General features: G+C 58.4%; 15 protein-coding genes and 1 pseudogene. 7 read left to right on the top strand and 9 right to left on the bottom strand.

Annotated features, from left to right (window positions below; translation table 11 throughout):
* Nucleotides 1-37: 37 nt before the first annotated feature.
* Nucleotides 38-1,282: a plasmid replication protein RepC gene (gene repC / locus BA011_RS38740; protein ID WP_065284716.1), complete on the top strand. Its 1,245-nt coding sequence runs from the start codon at nt 38-40 to the stop codon at nt 1,280-1,282.
* A 299-nt stretch (nt 1,283-1,581) separates the two neighbouring features.
* Nucleotides 1,582-2,820, top strand: a complete 1,239-nt coding sequence (gene serA, locus BA011_RS38735) for a phosphoglycerate dehydrogenase (protein WP_065284715.1) — start codon at nt 1,582-1,584, stop codon at nt 2,818-2,820.
* A 100-nt stretch (nt 2,821-2,920) separates the two neighbouring features.
* On the opposite strand, the gene BA011_RS38730 is transcribed toward serA, so the two are convergent.
* The 3 genes from BA011_RS38730 to BA011_RS38720 form a co-directional block, all read right to left on the bottom strand.
* Nucleotides 2,921-3,163 carry a hypothetical protein gene (locus BA011_RS38730; RefSeq protein ID WP_065284714.1) on the bottom strand — a complete coding sequence of 81 codons (243 nt, stop codon included), beginning with the start codon at nt 3,161-3,163 and terminating at the stop codon, nt 2,921-2,923.
* A gap of 135 nt (nt 3,164-3,298) precedes the next feature.
* Nucleotides 3,299-4,450, bottom strand: coding sequence for a site-specific integrase (locus BA011_RS38725; RefSeq protein ID WP_065284713.1), 1,152 nt, complete (start codon nt 4,448-4,450; stop codon nt 3,299-3,301).
* Nucleotides 4,451-4,808: 358 nt separating this feature from the next.
* A complete protein-coding gene (locus tag BA011_RS38720; protein ID WP_065282908.1) occupies nt 4,809-5,987 on the bottom strand; it encodes a site-specific integrase in 1,179 nt (392 codons plus the stop codon).
* A gap of 124 nt (nt 5,988-6,111) precedes the next feature.
* Between BA011_RS38720 and BA011_RS38715 the strand changes: the two genes are divergently transcribed.
* Nucleotides 6,112-7,065 carry a DUF1403 family protein gene (locus BA011_RS38715; protein WP_065282909.1) on the top strand — a complete coding sequence of 318 codons (954 nt, stop codon included), beginning with the start codon at nt 6,112-6,114 and terminating at the stop codon, nt 7,063-7,065.
* Nucleotides 7,066-7,067: 2 nt separating this feature from the next.
* Nucleotides 7,068-7,763: an SMC-Scp complex subunit ScpB gene (gene scpB, locus BA011_RS38710; protein WP_065282910.1), complete on the top strand. Its 696-nt coding sequence runs from the start codon at nt 7,068-7,070 to the stop codon at nt 7,761-7,763.
* A 4-nt stretch (nt 7,764-7,767) separates the two neighbouring features.
* On the opposite strand, the gene BA011_RS38705 is transcribed toward scpB, so the two are convergent.
* Genes BA011_RS38705 through BA011_RS38695 form a run of 3 tightly spaced genes read right to left on the bottom strand, consistent with a single transcriptional unit; the run spans nt 7,768 to nt 11,350 of the window.
* A complete protein-coding gene (locus BA011_RS38705; protein WP_065282911.1) occupies nt 7,768-8,823 on the bottom strand; it encodes a TniQ family protein in 1,056 nt (351 codons plus the stop codon).
* Nucleotides 8,820-9,698 carry a TniB family NTP-binding protein gene (locus BA011_RS38700; protein ID WP_065283526.1) on the bottom strand — a complete coding sequence of 293 codons (879 nt, stop codon included), beginning with the start codon at nt 9,696-9,698 and terminating at the stop codon, nt 8,820-8,822. Before BA011_RS38700 ends, BA011_RS38705 begins: the two co-directional genes overlap by 4 nt.
* Nucleotides 9,699-9,703: 5 nt before the next feature.
* On the bottom strand, nt 9,704-11,350 hold the full coding sequence (locus BA011_RS38695) for a Mu transposase C-terminal domain-containing protein (RefSeq protein ID WP_065283527.1): 1,647 nt from the start codon (nt 11,348-11,350) through the stop codon (nt 9,704-9,706).
* Between the two features lie 105 nt (nt 11,351-11,455).
* Here BA011_RS38695 and BA011_RS38690 point away from each other — a divergent pair.
* Nucleotides 11,456-11,740: pseudogene (locus BA011_RS38690) on the top strand (helix-turn-helix domain-containing protein); the annotation flags it as partial.
* A gap of 259 nt (nt 11,741-11,999) precedes the next feature.
* Here BA011_RS38690 and BA011_RS38685 read toward each other — a convergent pair.
* Both BA011_RS38685 and BA011_RS38680 read right to left on the bottom strand, forming a co-directional pair.
* Nucleotides 12,000-12,704 carry a DarT1-associated NADAR antitoxin family protein gene (locus BA011_RS38685; RefSeq protein WP_065284711.1) on the bottom strand — a complete coding sequence of 235 codons (705 nt, stop codon included), beginning with the start codon at nt 12,702-12,704 and terminating at the stop codon, nt 12,000-12,002.
* A complete protein-coding gene (locus BA011_RS38680; RefSeq protein WP_167379008.1) occupies nt 12,704-13,216 on the bottom strand; it encodes a DarT ssDNA thymidine ADP-ribosyltransferase family protein in 513 nt (170 codons plus the stop codon). The genes BA011_RS38685 and BA011_RS38680 overlap by 1 nt, the downstream gene beginning before the upstream one ends.
* 233 nt (nt 13,217-13,449) lie before the next feature.
* On the opposite strand from BA011_RS38680, the gene BA011_RS38675 reads away from it, so the two are divergent.
* Both BA011_RS38675 and BA011_RS38670 read left to right on the top strand, forming a co-directional pair.
* A complete protein-coding gene (locus tag BA011_RS38675) occupies nt 13,450-14,601 on the top strand; it encodes a hypothetical protein (protein WP_151343789.1) in 1,152 nt (383 codons plus the stop codon).
* Complete coding sequence (locus BA011_RS38670) at nt 14,598-15,209, top strand: GTP pyrophosphokinase (RefSeq protein WP_065284708.1); 612 nt, start codon at nt 14,598-14,600, stop codon at nt 15,207-15,209. Before BA011_RS38675 ends, BA011_RS38670 begins: the two co-directional genes overlap by 4 nt.
* Before the next feature lie 70 nt (nt 15,210-15,279).
* On the opposite strand, the gene BA011_RS38665 is transcribed toward BA011_RS38670, so the two are convergent.
* On the bottom strand, nt 15,280-15,762 hold the full coding sequence (locus BA011_RS38665; RefSeq protein WP_065284707.1) for a hypothetical protein: 483 nt from the start codon (nt 15,760-15,762) through the stop codon (nt 15,280-15,282).
* Between the last annotated feature and the right edge of the window lie 225 nt (nt 15,763-15,987).

Below are 15,987 nucleotides of genomic sequence, written 5' to 3'. Positions count from 1 at the left end.
AGCGGATTTCCTTTGCCCGAAGAAAGGTGAAAGAAAAATGCAAACGGGACATGTCTCGACGCCCTTTGGGCGGCGATCGATGACGCTCGCCCTGGTGAAAGGGCAGCTCTCCGTCGCAGAATCAAAAACGGATAAGTGTGTCGATAAGTGGAAGGTCTTCCGCGACATCAGTGAGGCGCGAGAACGCTTGGCCCTCCAGGATAGAGCGCTTGCAGTGCTCGATGCTCTGTTGACGTTTTATCCTGACAATGAACTCGATAGAGAGCGCGGCCCGATCGTCTTTCCATCGAACGCCCAGCTGTCGCTCCGCGCTCATGGTATCGCGGGAACGACGCTGCGTAGGCACTTAGCTGCGCTCGTCGATGCGGGTCTTATCCAGAGACGCGACAGTCCCAACGGAAAGCGCTACGCTCATCGAGATCGCGATGGCGAGATAGAACAAGCATACGGCTTCGACTTGACTCCATTGGTCGTTCGCGCGGCCGAACTGGCTCAGCTCGCGCAGGACGTCGTTGCCGAACGAATTCGTTTCCGTAGGATCAAGGAAGCTTTGACCATCTGCCGGCGGGATGTTCGCAAGCTTATCACAGCTGCCTTCGAAGAAGGAGCCAGCGGCAATTGGGAAGCCGTTGAAGACGCCTATGTTGGCATCCTCGACCGGCTTCCGCGATATCCCTCCCGTCAGCAGGTGGAGGCTACACTCGACGAGATGGAGCTTCTTCGTGAGGAAGTGCTCAACCAGCTGGAAATTCAGATAAAAGATGAAAAAACGGATGGCAATGCTATCCAAAATGGATGCCACATACAGAATTCAAAACCCGAATCCATCTATGAACTTGAACCTAGCTCTCGAAACGAGCAGGGCGAGAAGTTGGAGGCTGTAGCTGAAACGAGGGCGGAGGGTCAGGTAAGCGGCCAACGCACCACCCAACATATCAAGGCGTTCCCGCTTGGCATGGTACTTCGAGCCTGCCCTCAGATTAGCGATTACGGGCCGGGAGGTAGAGTAGGCCATTGGCGCGAGCTGATGAGCGCGGCAGTCGTCGTTCGGTCGATGCTGGGGGTCAGCCCGTCCGCATACGAGGAAGCTTGTGGCGTTATGGGACCGGAGAATGCCGCGGCGGCCATGGCGTGTATCCTGGAAAGGTCGAACATGATTAGTTCGGCCGGTGGCTATCTACGAGATCTCACAAAGCGATCGGAGCGCGGCGAGTTTTCGCTTGGCCCGATGCTGATGGCACTTCTCAAGGCCAATGGGGCAGGGGGAAAGCTCGCGGGATGAGAAATCGACGAATGAGCTGAGATCCGTTACCGCTAGGTCAATTGTCAGCCGTTTTTTTGGGCCGTTAGTATCGCTAAATCAATGGCTTATTGCTCTTGAACCTCGATTTTCAGTCGGTTGGGAGGGACGGCGAAGCCGATGTCATCGTTTCCGATCCTTGGGTGAGGAGGCATTCGCAACCGTGCTACGTTGAGATCTATTCGCGCTACCAAGGTATTGGTATTAGCTCTCGTGCGGCCGCTTAGAGATTCATAAGCGACTGAAACCATATCGGCCTTTCGGAAATCGGAGCAACATCTATGACCCGTCAACTTTCTCTCCCACGCGACCGAATTTCCGTGCTTCTGCTGGAAGGCATCAGCCAGACCGCCGCGGACTATTTTTTGTCATCTGGCTACACCAACCTTGTCCATCTACCGAAAGCGCTCGATGATAGCGATCTCAAAAGCCATATCGCCGACGCCCATATCATCGGCATTCGTTCCCGCACGCAGTTAACGGAGGAGATTTTCGAATCCGCCAAGAAGCTGATCGCCGTCGGCTGTTTTTCTGTCGGTACGAATCAGGTCGATCTGGATGCGGCGCGGCGCCGTGGCATTCCGGTCTTCAACGCACCCTATTCGAATACGCGCTCAGTGGCGGAACTCGTGATCGGCGAAATCATCATGCTGACTCGGCAGATATTTCCCCGTTCGGCTTCCGCCCATGAGGGCGGCTGGGAGAAGTCCGCTGTCGGCAGCCGCGAAGTCCGCGGCAAAACGCTCGGCATTGTCGGCTACGGCAATATCGGATCGCAGCTCAGCGCGCTTGCCGAAAGCATGGGCATGGTGGTGCGCTATTTCGATCTTTCCGACAGACTGCGCCGGGGCAATTCGGAATCGATGGCTTCGCTCGGCGAGCTTCTCGAAATCTCCGACTATGTGACGATGCACGTCCCCGAAACGCCTTCGACGCATAACATGATCACCGAAGCCGAGCTGCGCCGCATGAAGAAGGGAGCCATCTTCATCAACAATTCCCGCGGCACAGTGGTCGATCTCGATGCGCTTGCGAAAGTCCTGAAAGAAGGCCATCTGGCGGGCGCCGCCATCGACGTGTTCCCCAAAGAGCCGGCTTCGAACAACGAGCGTTTTGAGACGCCGTTGCAGGGCTTGAGCAATGTAATTCTGACGCCGCATATCGGCGGCTCGACGGAAGAAGCGCAGGAGCGCATCGGCGGAGAAGTCTCTAGAAAGCTGGTCGAATATTCCGATATCGGATCGACCATGGGCGCCGTCAACTTTCCGCAGGTTCAGCTGCCCGAGCGCCCGAACGGCACGCGTTTCATCCACGTGCATGAAAACCGCCCTGGCATGCTCATCCAACTCAACGAGATCTTCTCGTCGCGCGGGCTGAACATCGTCGCTGAGTTCCTTCAGACCCACGGCGATACGGGCTACGTGGTGGTCGAGGCCGAAGGGATTTCCGCAAATGCCGACGAGATCCTTCAGGCGTTACGCGAAATTCCGGGAACGATACGCACGCGATTGGTCTACTGACACCTGACCAGGGCTTAGCGCACCAGGGAATGACCACATTTGGTTCGGACGACCTGGGAACGTGCTTCACGTTCTCGATGCCTGTATCGCAATAGAGGTGCTACCTCGCTGGAATGGGCAATGGGTCCTTGAGGTCTGCCAAGCCCCTGTGCATAGCCGCGGCGGCCGTCAGGGACTCGTGAGTGTCGTGTCCTTCGCGGAAGAGATTGATCACAGCCCGCGCGGCAAGCTCGGCCTCCGGCATCTCTTTCGTGATGCCACTTTCCGCAAGCCACGCTTTGAAAACAGCATCGACGACCGACAACTCTGCTGGCCCGAACGTCTTCTCGAAAAACTCGCGCATACTCTCCTCACCGGTTGTGCGGCGGGGATGTGGGGAATGAGGTAGAGGCATTCAAGAGCCAAAGTCGCAAGTGGGCCTGCGCGCCAAACGGCTGCGGCTGCGCCCTCATGCGCCGTTCATAGCGGCGCCATAAGCTCAAGAGAGCAACCGCGCGGCCTTCCCACTGCGCCGCGTGGCATTGTTGTAATAACTCGAGGCTTGCTGAACCGAGCGATGCCGCGATTGCTCCATCGCTTCGGGGAGGGGAATGCCGCGGTTTGCGGCCTCCGTCAGGTAGCCAGATCGCAGCCCATGCGCCGAAAACTCCCCACTATCCAACCCGGCCATCTGCGCCCGCTGCTTGAGGATGGCATTGACGGACTGCGGATCGAGCGCCCGCCGAGACACCGTCCCCCAGCGCCCGATCCCCCGAAACACGCTCCCTTTGTCGATCTTCGCCGCTGTCATCCAGGTATTCAGCGCCTCGACGGGTCGGCCGGTCAGATAGACGATGTCGTCCTGTTCGCCGGTCGTGGTTTTCGTCCGACCAAGATGGATGGCGAGAGAGGGGAGGGGAGGGCCATTCTCAAGTGTTATTGGCGGCTCGACGGTTAACTGCTCGCGGCGCAGCCCGGCGATCTCGCTGCGCCTCCGGCCACCGGAGGCAAACGCGACCATCAGGATCGCCCGGTCACGCAGATCGCGCAGACTGTCGCTCGCGCAGGTCGCCAGCAGTTTTGCCAGCACGTCCCCGGTGACGGCCTTGGCGCTCTTGCGAAGACGTTGTCTTGGCGCGGCTCGGATCGCCAGCCGAATGGCTGACTTGAGGGCAGGGGAGGCGAAGGCGCCGTCAAAACCGCGCCACTTCGTCAACGTCGACCAGTTCGCCAGTCGGCGGCGCACCGTGGCGGGCGCGTGCGGACCGAGAGATTTGAGAAAACCCTGGCTCCGGAGGTTTTCGTCGACCTCGGCCGGCATGCCATGATCCTGATCGGTCTCGCGGTGTTGCGGGTCCCAGAGATGATGGGCGACGAATTTGAGTAGCAGGGCTTCCGGCGCCGGCCAGGGGAGGGATCGTCCGGTCGCCGCCAATCCCCAGGCTTCGAGATAGGTCAGATCGGAGGTCAGCGCCCGCAGTGTGTTGTCGCCCATGCCCTGGTTGACGAGATGGCGCAGCGTCTCGACATCCTGGTCGGTCAGCAGTTCGGCGAGTTCGTCGCGGCGCTCGATCGGCAGTACGGCGGCGATGGTGTCGAGCTCTTCGGCGCGCCGCTCGACGGCGGTCAGTGATGTCTTGGGTTTGGCCACGGACCCTCCAAATGGCAGGTTTCGGCGGCCGTGTCGGCCCTGCTTTGCTGCGATCCTTGCTGATTTGCGGCGCCAAATCAATCTACCATCGATAACCAGTACTTATCGATGGTTAGAACGCCAACCAGCAATCATACCATGTGAGGAACCGCAATATTGTAATAGAGTTCTTTTAGCAAATCATTTACCATAATTTCAATGACTTATGATCTCGCGAAAATCAGCATGACAGCCCTGATGCGACCGGCTTTCGACGCCAGCTGTGGCTTTTACTTCCCGATTTCAATTGAAGCGCTAAGCTAAAAATCCAGCCCACGATTTTGACCTAACGATTTCATCATCGGGGCAGGGGAGGGAGTCAAAGCCCGGACGCCTTGGTGAGGTTCACCCGAAACCGGTCCCGCCGCCGCTGATATTTTCGGGTCATCTCGGCGGACGCGTGCCCGAGCTGGTTCTGCACGTAGCGCTCATCGACCTCGGCCGAAGAGGCCAAGCCGGCGCGCAGTGAGTGGCCAGAAAACTTTTCCGCGCGCTCTGCCTCGGTGAGGTCGGGGCGCACGCCCGCAGCCAATGCCACCTTCTTGACGAGCCGTGCCACTTCCTGATCGAGCAACCGGTCCGATCCGACATCCTTGCCTTGACCGGTGACCCGCCGGAAGAGCGGGCCGTGCGCGATCCTTGCAAGGTTCAGCCAGGTCCGCAGCGCAACGACAGGGCAGGTCGCGTCCGACGAACCACGGCCGATTTCCACTTCGCGCCAACCTCGTTTTCCCCGGACCGTGACCACCATGCCCTTGTCGAGGATCTCGACCCAGCCGCGGCTGTCCTTCGTCTGGTCACGGCCGACGTCGAGCCCGACAATCTCGGAGCGCCGCAGCCCACCGGCAAAGCCGATCAGCAGCATGGCGCGGTCGCGAAGGCCTCGCAAGGTACCGCGGGGAAGCGTCTCCAGCATGGCGATCAGGTGTTCGGGCAGCACCGCTTCCTTCTGCCGGGGAGGGGCAGCATGGGTGTTGCGAATGCCGGCAAGAACCGTCGCGATATGGCGGTCCCTGCGGTCGAGCGGCGTGCCACGTTGGGCATAGTTCCAGGTGATGGCAGACAGCCGCCGTTCGATCGTCGTCACCGAATTCGGCTTGCGGCCGGCGATTGCCGCACCCGAGGCGGTGACCGCGTCACTGCCACCGGCGCAGGCGGTGATGTAGAGGCCGACGGTGTGCGGGTTGGGTGGCAGGATCTCCAGCCCTTGCCGGCGGCACCATCCGGAAAAATGCTTCCAGTCCGAGGCATAGGCCTTGCGGGTGTTGGCGGAACTGGAGGCCTCGACATAACCGCGCGCTCGATCGGCAAGCTGCTCCAGGTGGGCGGGCAAGGCAGTGCTTGCTTCCGGAAGAGGGGAGGGGAGGGTGGCGTTGTGCATCGGGATGCCGGCCGACGGCTGCGACGCGGAAATATCGTCCGGAACCGGCGTGCCGAGAGACGGAGCAGAGCTCGCCTCGCCATGATTTTCGCTGTTTTGCTCGATGATTTGGCTCATTTCCTTATAATGACAGAAATGAACGATAATGGAAGTTTATCGTTCGTTTTATATGATCGACGGCACGTGCGGTTTGATACAATGTTGCTGGCCAAAACTGCGCACTTGATTTATGCTCTCGTGCATGGATTCGCCCGCATCAGCCCCACCACCTGCCCCGATCTGGTCGCAGGCCCGGCCAACCTGGGCACTGCCGCGCGGCCACGAAACGAACGAGGCCGACGCGGCCTTTGCCGCCGGTATCGCTCTGAAATCCCTTGACGATCTGATCCGCGCCGACCCTCAGTGGCTCGGCTGCTGGCGTGATCGCCTCGCCCTGAAGTCCGCCGCGATCGCTGCCAGAATGCTTGGCCGCAACGAAGAAGAAGGCGCGCTCCGTGACGCGCTTTTGCTGACGGCACCCGGGGACGATCCGGGGCCGGCCGGAAAGCTGTTTCTGGCCACACGATCGCTGACCCGCCGATCCGGCACGCCGGGGTCGCCCTTCGTCAAGGAGCTCGCCGATTTAATGGACCTGCGTTGGGACGATGGTCTTGCCTCGATCCTGGATACGGTCGATTCTGCGATCCAGTCCGGGCGAGCAGCACCTTTCGCAGTGGCGGACCTGATAACGGCGATCTTTGCCGTTCGCCCGGATGCCGAGGTGCTTGCCCTGGGCCTGGCCGATGTCGTGCTCTCCCAAAAGCTGAAATGGCCAAGACCCGTGCCGCTGCTGCTGTCCGAGCGCTACGGCGCCGCCTTCCGTACGAACGGCGGACGCGGGCGTGTGCGACCAGGCGATCCGGCTTATCCGCGCGCGGTCTGCCTGGCGTTGGTCGAGGGTGTCGAGGCGGCGCTTCGCTCTGCTGCCGATATCGATCGGCGGGCCAGCCGGCTGCTGGCTGTCGCGCCGAAGCTGCGCACCAAGGGTGCCGGATCGGTGATCCGCAGGCTGTTGAACGAGGATGCAGTGCCAGCCTCGGCGCCCGGCAGCAACCTGTCGCGCTGGGCGGCCACGCGGCTGTTCGAGCGGCTCGAGAGTTTCGACGCGGTGCGCGAACAGTCCGGCCGGTCATCGTTCCGGATTTTTGGGTTGTGATGATGGGTGCAACGAGCGCAGCGAAAACCAGCGGCCGGCGTCAGGCGAAAGATCGACAGCAGGAGGTCTTGTTCGACCGCGAACTCGAAGACCTGCCGGCCGAACTGCGCTGGCGGGAATGGATGCTGCGCGTCGAGGCGGTGATCTTTGCTTCCGCCGAGCCGGTCAGCCGCGAGACGCTGGCGCGGGTGATCGGCAAGGATTGCAGTATTGACCTGCTGATCGACGATCTGAGCGAGGAACTCAGTTCCCGGCCCTATGAGCTCGTATCGGTCGCCGGCGGCTGGCAGCATCGAACGCGTTCGCGTTACGCGGACGCGATACGATCTTCGTCGGCGCCGACAAGGAGCGGGGCGGCGGCGCTGTCGGAGTTCGAGGCGATGGTGCTGATGGCGGTGGGATATTATCAGCCAGTCACCCGTGGCGAGCTTTCAAAGATCTTCGGCAAGGAAGTCAGTCGCGATACGATCGCCGCGCTCCGTAGTGCTGGCTTCCTCGCCTCTGGACCACGCAGTCCGACGCCCGGCGCACCCTATACCTACGTCACGACCCGACATTTTCTATCGGCCTTCGGCATGGAGACATTGCGCGACCTCCCGAACATCGAGGCGCTGGAGGATGCGGGGCTGCTCAGCCGGCAGGTATTGCAGCAAGCCGCGGCAACTGATCTTGAGAATGAGGCGTCGGAAGACGAGTGAGCTTTTAGCACTGGCAGCGACCGGCTGGAACTGAGCGTCTTGCGCGCTGGTCGGCCATAGTTGAGATATTACGCATCTGTTCATAGGCGCTGAGCACACCCGAAAGATCGATCATTGGTCGGTCAATGTCCGCCGCGGGAGGCCGACCTAACTTACAGGCGAGCGCTTCCGCAAACTGTCCGATCAGCACACCAGGGCCACCATCCGGCGGAAGCACGAATCGGGCCTCAGCACCGGCCAGGGCATCCTGCTCTTCGATACCCTCGTCGCCTGGGTGACCGACAAGGCGTTCGAAGCAGCGTGTGCGCGCTGATGCGGATAGGCCAGTCAGGATCGTCCGTGGATAAATTCCGGCAGGCCGAGGTATGTTCAGAAGACGCCGAATGAGCACGCCGCCTGCGGACGAACTGCTGGTCGATCCATAGCTGCAGAGTTCATCAATGCACCGGTCTAGTCTTCTCGCCACCGGGCATAGGTCGATGGCCGATGCGCGGCGCAAGTCGTAACCACACAGGGCACAATAATGTTGCGGCACGAGCTCGCTCTGGTCAAAGGCGGCAACGTGGCTGCGGCAGGAAGGGCATCGGTCACGCAATCTGCTGCCATGCGTGTCGCATGCAACACGGGTTGCCAACCGCCATCGCCGCCGAAAATACGGATGTGCGTCGTCGGCGAGGCATTGCGAGCAGAACTGAAGCCAGGTCGAACGATCCCGCCGCCGGCTGTTGCGAAGCGGTAGCAAGAGTTGATTCGGCAGAGTGTGTGACAGTGTCATTGTAGTCAGCTGATGGAGCGAAACACCGGCGTATGTTTGAAGCTGGTTCGCCACATCGATCGGGAGCCTGAGATCCAATGCGGCTGACCACATTCCCGAATTGAGCCCCAGCACCCGGGCGAAAGCGCGCGCGGGCACGCCATTGGAATAGGCAAGCCTGTGAAGCCAGCTCGACAGCAACTCGTCCGGCTGTGGTGTGGTGATTATCGGCCATCGCTCCGAAACGATATCTCGATATCGCTCGCGAATGCTGATGACCGGCGCCTGGCCGTCGATCGCCGTCATACAAGGCTTTCGCGTAGCGCGGCATTGCGCCGATGCGAGATCGGCATGTGACGCAGTTCTTCTATACCAGCCTTGGTGATGCGTTCCACGCCGGATCTGATTGCCAGGACGGCTGCCTTTGTGACGATGGTGACGACCTCGCCGATCAACCCTTCTGACAGACTGAATATCCGGCGCGCCAACGGTTCGTTCGACAGGTCGGAGGCTTTGGCTATGGGCAAGGCCGCTTCGAGACTGTCGAGAAGCATGAGATAGCTTTCGTCGTATTGCCACCGAGGGACCGCCATCAGGTCGAACCGGCTCGCCATCTCGCTGGTGGCGTTGACGAAATCGTAGATGGCCACCTCACCGATCAAAACTGGTGAGATGTCGTATTGCCGGCCGATCCGCCGCAAGAAAGCAAAGACCGCCTCTACATCGCGGGGGCGGCCCCGCAGCGCATTGTGAAATTCGTCGAAAATCAGCACCCTCGGTTTGAGGTTCGCCAGCAAATGATCCAACTGCTCGGCCTTCCGGCCGACGTCCCACATCTCGCCGCCAGGCGCGCGGAGGCCTTGGAGAATGCTGGCATAGAAGTGGCCGAGTCCGGCCCCTTCGCGTGTCTGGACTATCCATATCCTTTGCTCAGGCGATGTCCGAAGGTGTTCGACGGCAAACCGCTCTGCGATCATCGTCTTGCCATTTGCATAGGGGCCGACCAGCATCAGTCCCTGGGTTCGCAATGACGCAGGTCGTGACAGCAGCTCGGCCAGGCGCTGATGGCTGTCCTTTGCAACCTGGTGCCCAATCCACCGCGGCGCACGAACATAGGCGACCCGTTCCTCATTGCTACGATCGAGAAGAGGTCGGACATGGTCAAATAGATGATCCGACATGCCGGTCACCAGTCTTCCACGGGTAGCCGGTTCTTCTGTCGCATTGGATGTGCTTTGTGATCCGGTGCTTGCGCCTCGGTGGCAGCGTAAGGTTTCTGTGCTGCGGCAGCATGTGCTCTGCGCACCGCATCGCGCAGCTCGCGTTTAGAAGGCTTTGCAGCAGCGGCGATGGCTGCGATCTCACGACGAAACGCCACCTTGTCGACGCTCGAGCGCAGGTTGATCGCGCGTCGGCGCCCGCGCTCCGCATCATGTTCCCACAGGGTCAGCGGCACGAAGTGGCCGTCACGTCGCTCGACCGGGCGAAACAATCGGGTTTCCGGGTCACGGACGTAGACATGGCTGATGTCACGGGGATCGTATCGCACCTCCAACTTTCCAAGCCGATCTCGCTCTGGAACGAGGGAACCGAGCCATGGCGAATAATAGTGCAAGGCGAACATGCTGATCCCTTGGGCCGACAATTGCCGTTCGGTCCCGGGCAAAAACGACAACAGCACCTGCTGCGGCTCATCGTTGCAATCAGGCAGGGCCATATTGTCGCGCTGCCATTCGATAATCGGCACCTTCAGCGTCTTGGGATTTTCCTGGAGGTTGTGATCGATGATTGCCAGCGCTACGCAGCGCTCCAGATCGGCGAAACTCAGGCAAGCGCGTCGTTCTGACGGGTATTCGTCGCGATCGGCCACCGAGCGGCCTGAGGAGCCGGGATATGTGCCAAGAACTCCGTTGAGTTTGCCCAGCAGTCGCTCGACAACGCCCCCTTGATGGACCCGGCCACGATCGCGATAGCGGATACGGATGCCGTAATCGTCGCAGCCGCGTTGGAAGGCGTGTCCCTTGAACTCCTTGGCCGAGTCGGTAACGAGCAGCTTCGGCCGACCGAACATTGGCCAGGCATAGTTGAGATTGCGCGTGGCGAGCCACGTATCTTTCCGGCATATCGCCTGCGCGAGACAAAGCGCGACGGACAGGACTGACGGCTTTTCCAGGGTGAGACAGAAACCAAGAATGGCACGTGTCGCTACATCGGTGACGATTGTGAGGTACGGGCGGCCGACGAAAACTCCGGCCCCGTCGACAACCTCCACGAAATTTATGTCGGTCGGCGTATGGTCGATCTGGCAGACGTCGAGCGGGTTTGGTGCATGGATATAGCCCGGTCGCGGCTTGAGCCGCAGCACGTGCTTCGGGTTGGCCGAGCGCTTCTTCGCAATCTCTTCAACCGAGAACAACGACGGGATACGCCGTGCGACTGATACATAGGACGGCAATGGATGGCCGGCTTCCTCACATCGAGCGCGGATCTCGGCGACGACAGGTGCGAGAGGCGGCGCCTCGAGCGTAAGCCACTGCTCGCGCAGCGTCGCGCTGATGACTTCTTCGACCGCTTCCGGCAGTCGTTTGCGCCGATCGGAGCCAGTGCGAGGCAGCAGTGCAGTTACTTTCCGCTCTGCGCGATAACGGGCCAGGAGGTTATAGACTTGTCGCGATGTCAGCCGGAGTTCGGCTGCCGCTCGAGCTATAGCGTCCTTTCGCGATCCGCCCGCTTCCAAAATACGGTCCAGCTCGCGAGCGGTCCGGCGTGCAGTAAGCCATTGGACATCAGAAGAGTCATGGCCTGGTCCACGATCTTGAAATGGCTTTGGCATGCTCAGCCCCATCGAAATCGTTAGCGAAAACCTGCCCTATTTTTGCCGCCTAAGCTTAACAAGCGCATGACATTTGGCCGATTGAAATTGCAAACTAAAAGCCACATCGCCATCGCCCATGGGCTTCTGGCGGCCGCCGAGATCGGCCTCAAGGAGCATGACCGGCTGACGCTGGCGAAGACGATGATGGACCGAAAACTTGAAGGACGGCGAACCTCCTCGAAATTGCCGGAGCTGGTCGAGCTGGTGATGGCAAGGCCGCTGTTGTCGGCCGGGATGGTGGCGAAGACGCTGGACGTCACGCCGCAGGCGGCGCGGCGGATTGTTTTGGAGCTGGGTCTGCGGGAGATGACGGGAAGGGGGAGGTTTCGCGCGTGGAGTATTCTCTAGACCAATTGATCATCGCCACGAACCGCTAGCGTTTTCGACCGCCGTGGAACCCTGGGGCTGAGCCTCGTCATCCGGACCTCATTTCAAGGAAGACGTGGACCATTCCGTCATTTCCAAGGGCCAACAGGTTCGCACCGATAAAGCGTGTTTGGCTGGTGCAGGCGCGGGCACTGGCGGATACTGTCGCGCGTCGTTGGCGTGACGACTGCTCCGCATACGCTGCGAACGGCGATGTCTTCCTTGGCTCAAATTTGGTGCATTAAAAATGCAACTGATTGGCTCGTTCAGGCTGTGAGCGCCTTAATTGAATTTGCTCTGACATGAACGCGATGAACCCCTCTGCTGAGTTCATGGCTTTATCAAGAAGGCCGGCGCGCGTTAAAGACACAAACAGAGCGCAGGATTTTGCTTGGCAATTGATCGACTTATTTGGGTTGAATTCGATATCGGTATATCCCGCGTAACGCATGCTACCGTCGATCCTTTCCCTCAGCCATTCCCGGTGCGGGTAGATGGCGTTGAGATAAAGCCAGTCATAGAAAACCGTAGACGGCTGGAGCGGAAATTCGTTTCCGTCGAGCTCGAAAGCTACCAAGCGGCCAGAGTCCTTCAATCTGGGATCTCGCTTCGCGCTGCGCGGATCGGTCTGGTAAAGATCGATATATGGTCCACCGTGTTCAAATACCTTGCTGCCCTGAAAGGCGTTTTCAAGAGGTATCAATCCCGAGGCAGTGTCCACTTTGAGATGAAATGCGCTCAGGTGGCGGCCTGCCTTTTCCTGGGATTTTGAAGAAATTTCAAGGAGTGGGCTATATCCGTCATGCGCGGCGGCAGCGTGCAGCGAGCGGACGTTTTTCTGCTTTTGAACGGGCGCGAAACCCGTCGCAAACGGGATGTCGAAGCTCACGACTTTGACGAAACCAGGGGAATCGACCGACGGTATGAAAATGGGACGTTCGGCCATTAAATGTTTCCGATTAATTCGAGAGGTATCTGGCTTGGAACCAGGACCTCGTATTTCTCTGCATGCAAGAGCCGCTGCTGGATCGCCGGATCTTTCCAATCCGTCCGCGTGTACAGAACCTCAAAATCAACAAGAGCGGCTGCCTGCTCAATCGGAACCGATTCTACACCACTTTTGTTTGAAACGTCATTCGTAAATCGTACGCCGGCGAAGTCGAGCACAGCCGGATGGATGCGGAGGAAAATCGAGTCTGTGATACGACCGTCTCTCCGTGCAACGAATTCCATGGGATGGCTGTTCCGGAAACATAGATGCACGTAGTTGCCCATTCCCTTCAGTGCATCGGCGTCTCGGCTCCATTCGTTCCCACCTGGGGCAGGAACAGCGATCCCTCCTGCGACGAGCTGCGCGATCGGGAACAGCCCTCCGTGCTGACGAATGAGATCTAGATTTCTCCGGTCGGTAAAATGGTACAGAAAGGGGACTTTCTTTAACGGGCTATTTGGATCCATGGGGGCCTCCTCCAAAGGCATTGCTACCATGTCGTGTATTGGCTAAATCCTCAATCCCCTACTTTTGAGTTCGAACTTTCTTTAGTCGCGTCCCGTCAAGATAATGAAGCAATCAGTTGTCACCTCCCGAATTCATGACGTTCGTTCTTGTGGGAACTTTGAGACTTGCAGAAGACATCTAACGCGACGAACGTCGGCAAAGTATGCGTCCACCTTCAGGATCGCCAGCCGAAGTGATCATCCGCGATTTTGCAGATTCTCAGTTAGGTTGTGATGCGGTACAAAGATTCGCGTCTGCTTGTGCTGGACAGGTATTCTATGTAGCTGTTGTAAAATCAAAGTATTTGGCGGCGAGGGGGAATAGCTTGCCTATCGAGAGCATCCATACATACCTTGTGTATCCCAATAAGGGGGTAGCCGAGCCATCAGCCATCGTCGGAAGCCAAGTGCCGCATGAAGGCGACATGTTCGCGCTAATGAGGAACGTGTACGAAAAAGCTGATACCGAATGCAACATTGGTATCGCCTTCAACAAGGGCAACGACGGCGCTCAAGCGAACGCGCGTCGAGACATGTTGATTGCCTACGCGTCAGCGCCAGGGGTCGATCTGGGCCGTATGCTTGCCGGGGAACTGGCGACAGTAACGACACGTCGCTCGGGGCTCGGGCTTCTATTCCTGATTAAGGGAACCGAAGGCGCCGAGCACAAGGTGGTGATATCCCGCTTTCGTGCCAACAACGGCGTGGTCGTAAACGAGGCTGCCGACATGCTGACGGTCGAATTCATCGACCGCGTATTCATGAAAAATGCCCATTCTTACAAAGCTGTCGTATACAAACACCAGTCATTTCAAGGCGGCTTCTGGAGTGGAATGGCCGTCGACAAGCAGATTAACAGTCAGGATCTGGACTCGTCGGACTACTGGGTTAAGGACTTCCTGCTGTCAGACTTCATGACCAGTCCCGCGTTTGGCACGCGTCGTCTCGCCGTTGCACTGAAGAAAGCCATCAAGGCTACGGATGATCTAGAAGTAAAGCGCCAGATCACCGCCGCGGCTACGCTTGCCAGTGGGCTTGGTGCGGCGACGTTAAGCGTTGAGGCGTTCTGTAATCGCTACGGATTTACCGACGGCGCAAAGGCCGCCGTGGTGAAGCAGCTTGAACGACCTGACTTGGCCAATGATAATTTTCAATTCGATGCTACCGAGTTCACGAAACAATTGCCTTACCGGACTGTGGAGCTGGACAACGGGGCTATGCTGACGGCCGATGCTGCTTCCTTCGATAAGGTATTTCAACACACGCCCGTTGAGGAAGGAGCCGACAGGATCCGATTCAGTACAGTCGGCTCGGTGGTTAGTGAAAAACTGGAGAAAGGTAGATGACAGTAGAAGTTCGATATCGAGCGCGATACGAAACCGTGCTCTTTCCCATCGCCGATAAGCTTTCCAACTTATTGCAAGGCATCTTCGCTGGTCAGCCACGGATCGATCGAATCTCGACGCGCCCGAAGTCCGTGGAGCGCTTCGTGGGCAAAGCCGCTGCGTTGAGGGATGGCAAAGCCAAGTACGATGATCCGCTTCATCAGATTCAGGATCAGATCGGCGCGCGGATCGTTACCTTCTACAAGGATGATGTGCGTAGGATTTCGGAGGAAGTTCAGCGCTATTTTCACGCTATCGAGTCGAAAGATATGTTGCCAGAAAACGAGTGGGAATTCGGGTATTTTGGAAACCACCATATCCTGATGCTGCAGCAAGATTTAATCGACCCGGGTTTCAACAAGGACCTCGTGCCCTATTGTTTCGAATTGCAAATCAAGACACTTTTTCAGCATGCTTGGTCCGAGGCAAACCATGATCTCGGCTATAAGCCTGGACAGCAGCCGCTCGCCAGCGACGAGTTGCGGCAGCTTGCCTTTACGTCCGCTCAGGCATGGGGAGCTGATCGGGTATTCAACGATCTTTTCATAAAGCGAAACGCGCAGCATTGAAAACAAATGCTGCGTTAGGATTGCCTATCGTATTGCGCACGTCGTGACGCGCGGAGTTGCGTTCTACGTGTCAAGCCGGCTCGGCCGCGACCACTTTCGGAGGCTCCTTCATCGCGTGGGCCTCCTCCAAGGAGGCTTTATTGGCCACGTATTCCTCTAACTCAACAGCGTGGTTTTCGCAGCCTTTAGCTTGCTTGCGTAGAAGTAATATGTGGCCAGAGAGTTCTTGCGGAGTGCAAAGGCTTATCGGAACCAAAGCCCTTTCACCGTTTCTACTCACAGGATACGATTTAACCAATCGAGTATGGCCTGGAAAGACCATTTGAGGGGATGCAGGATCATCGCTCATGCCAATGCGCTTCACCATTCGCGTAACTACGCTCACCAATTCCTTCTTGGCAAATGCCTTGTAGAAATCGGCATGCGGACCCGTCAAAGGCTTGTTCTTGAATATTTCTTCAACAATCTGGCTTGGCTGTGCGATGTGGCCAGCGTCCATTCGCTGTCCGATCAACTTATGCAACTCAGACAGCAATGCGACGTCTTTGGCCATGGGCTCAATCCTATCAATTGTTTTGCAGAAAAAGCGGCGATCCCGTGGTCGTTTCCGACCCACAAAAACGCTAACGGCATTCACTGGAGTCAGGCTGGCAGCCAAGCCTGGCCAGCGATAATCCACGGGATTCGGCGAATTGTCAAAGCTGATGTTCTGATTTTGTTCGAATGGGGCAGTGCCCCGAACATATCGCAGATAACTCGACGCCCTCGTGCTTGACAG

Origin of the sequence: Rhizobium leguminosarum (assembly GCF_001679785.1) — a bacterium.
Taxonomy (GTDB): domain Bacteria; phylum Pseudomonadota; class Alphaproteobacteria; order Rhizobiales; family Rhizobiaceae; genus Rhizobium; species Rhizobium leguminosarum_R.
Note: the sequence above shows the minus strand (reverse complement) of the source record. Positions and strands in the feature narration are given on the sequence as shown.

Coding starts and splice junctions, on each gene's coding strand:
- BA011_RS38705 (WP_065282911.1), bottom strand. CDS start 8,823: ATGACGGCGATCGACGGCCAGGCGCCGGTCATCAGCATTCGCGAGCGA.
- BA011_RS38670 (WP_065284708.1), top strand. CDS start 14,598: ATGACAGTAGAAGTTCGATATCGAGCGCGATACGAAACCGTGCTCTTT.
- BA011_RS38730 (WP_065284714.1), bottom strand. CDS start 3,163: ATGCGCGAGTTTTTCGAGAAGACGTTCGGGCCAGCAGAGTTGTCGGTC.
- serA (WP_065284715.1), top strand. CDS start 1,582: ATGACCCGTCAACTTTCTCTCCCACGCGACCGAATTTCCGTGCTTCTG.
- BA011_RS38720 (WP_065282908.1), bottom strand. CDS start 5,987: ATGAGCCAAATCATCGAGCAAAACAGCGAAAATCATGGCGAGGCGAGC.
- scpB (WP_065282910.1), top strand. CDS start 7,068: ATGGGTGCAACGAGCGCAGCGAAAACCAGCGGCCGGCGTCAGGCGAAA.
- BA011_RS38665 (WP_065284707.1), bottom strand. CDS start 15,762: ATGGCCAAAGACGTCGCATTGCTGTCTGAGTTGCATAAGTTGATCGGA.
- BA011_RS38685 (WP_065284711.1), bottom strand. CDS start 12,704: ATGGCCGAACGTCCCATTTTCATACCGTCGGTCGATTCCCCTGGTTTC.
- BA011_RS38695 (WP_065283527.1), bottom strand. CDS start 11,350: ATGCCAAAGCCATTTCAAGATCGTGGACCAGGCCATGACTCTTCTGAT.
- repC (WP_065284716.1), top strand. CDS start 38: ATGCAAACGGGACATGTCTCGACGCCCTTTGGGCGGCGATCGATGACG.
- BA011_RS38715 (WP_065282909.1), top strand. CDS start 6,112: ATGGATTCGCCCGCATCAGCCCCACCACCTGCCCCGATCTGGTCGCAG.
- BA011_RS38700 (WP_065283526.1), bottom strand. CDS start 9,698: ATGTCGGATCATCTATTTGACCATGTCCGACCTCTTCTCGATCGTAGC.
- BA011_RS38680 (WP_167379008.1), bottom strand. CDS start 13,216: ATGGATCCAAATAGCCCGTTAAAGAAAGTCCCCTTTCTGTACCATTTT.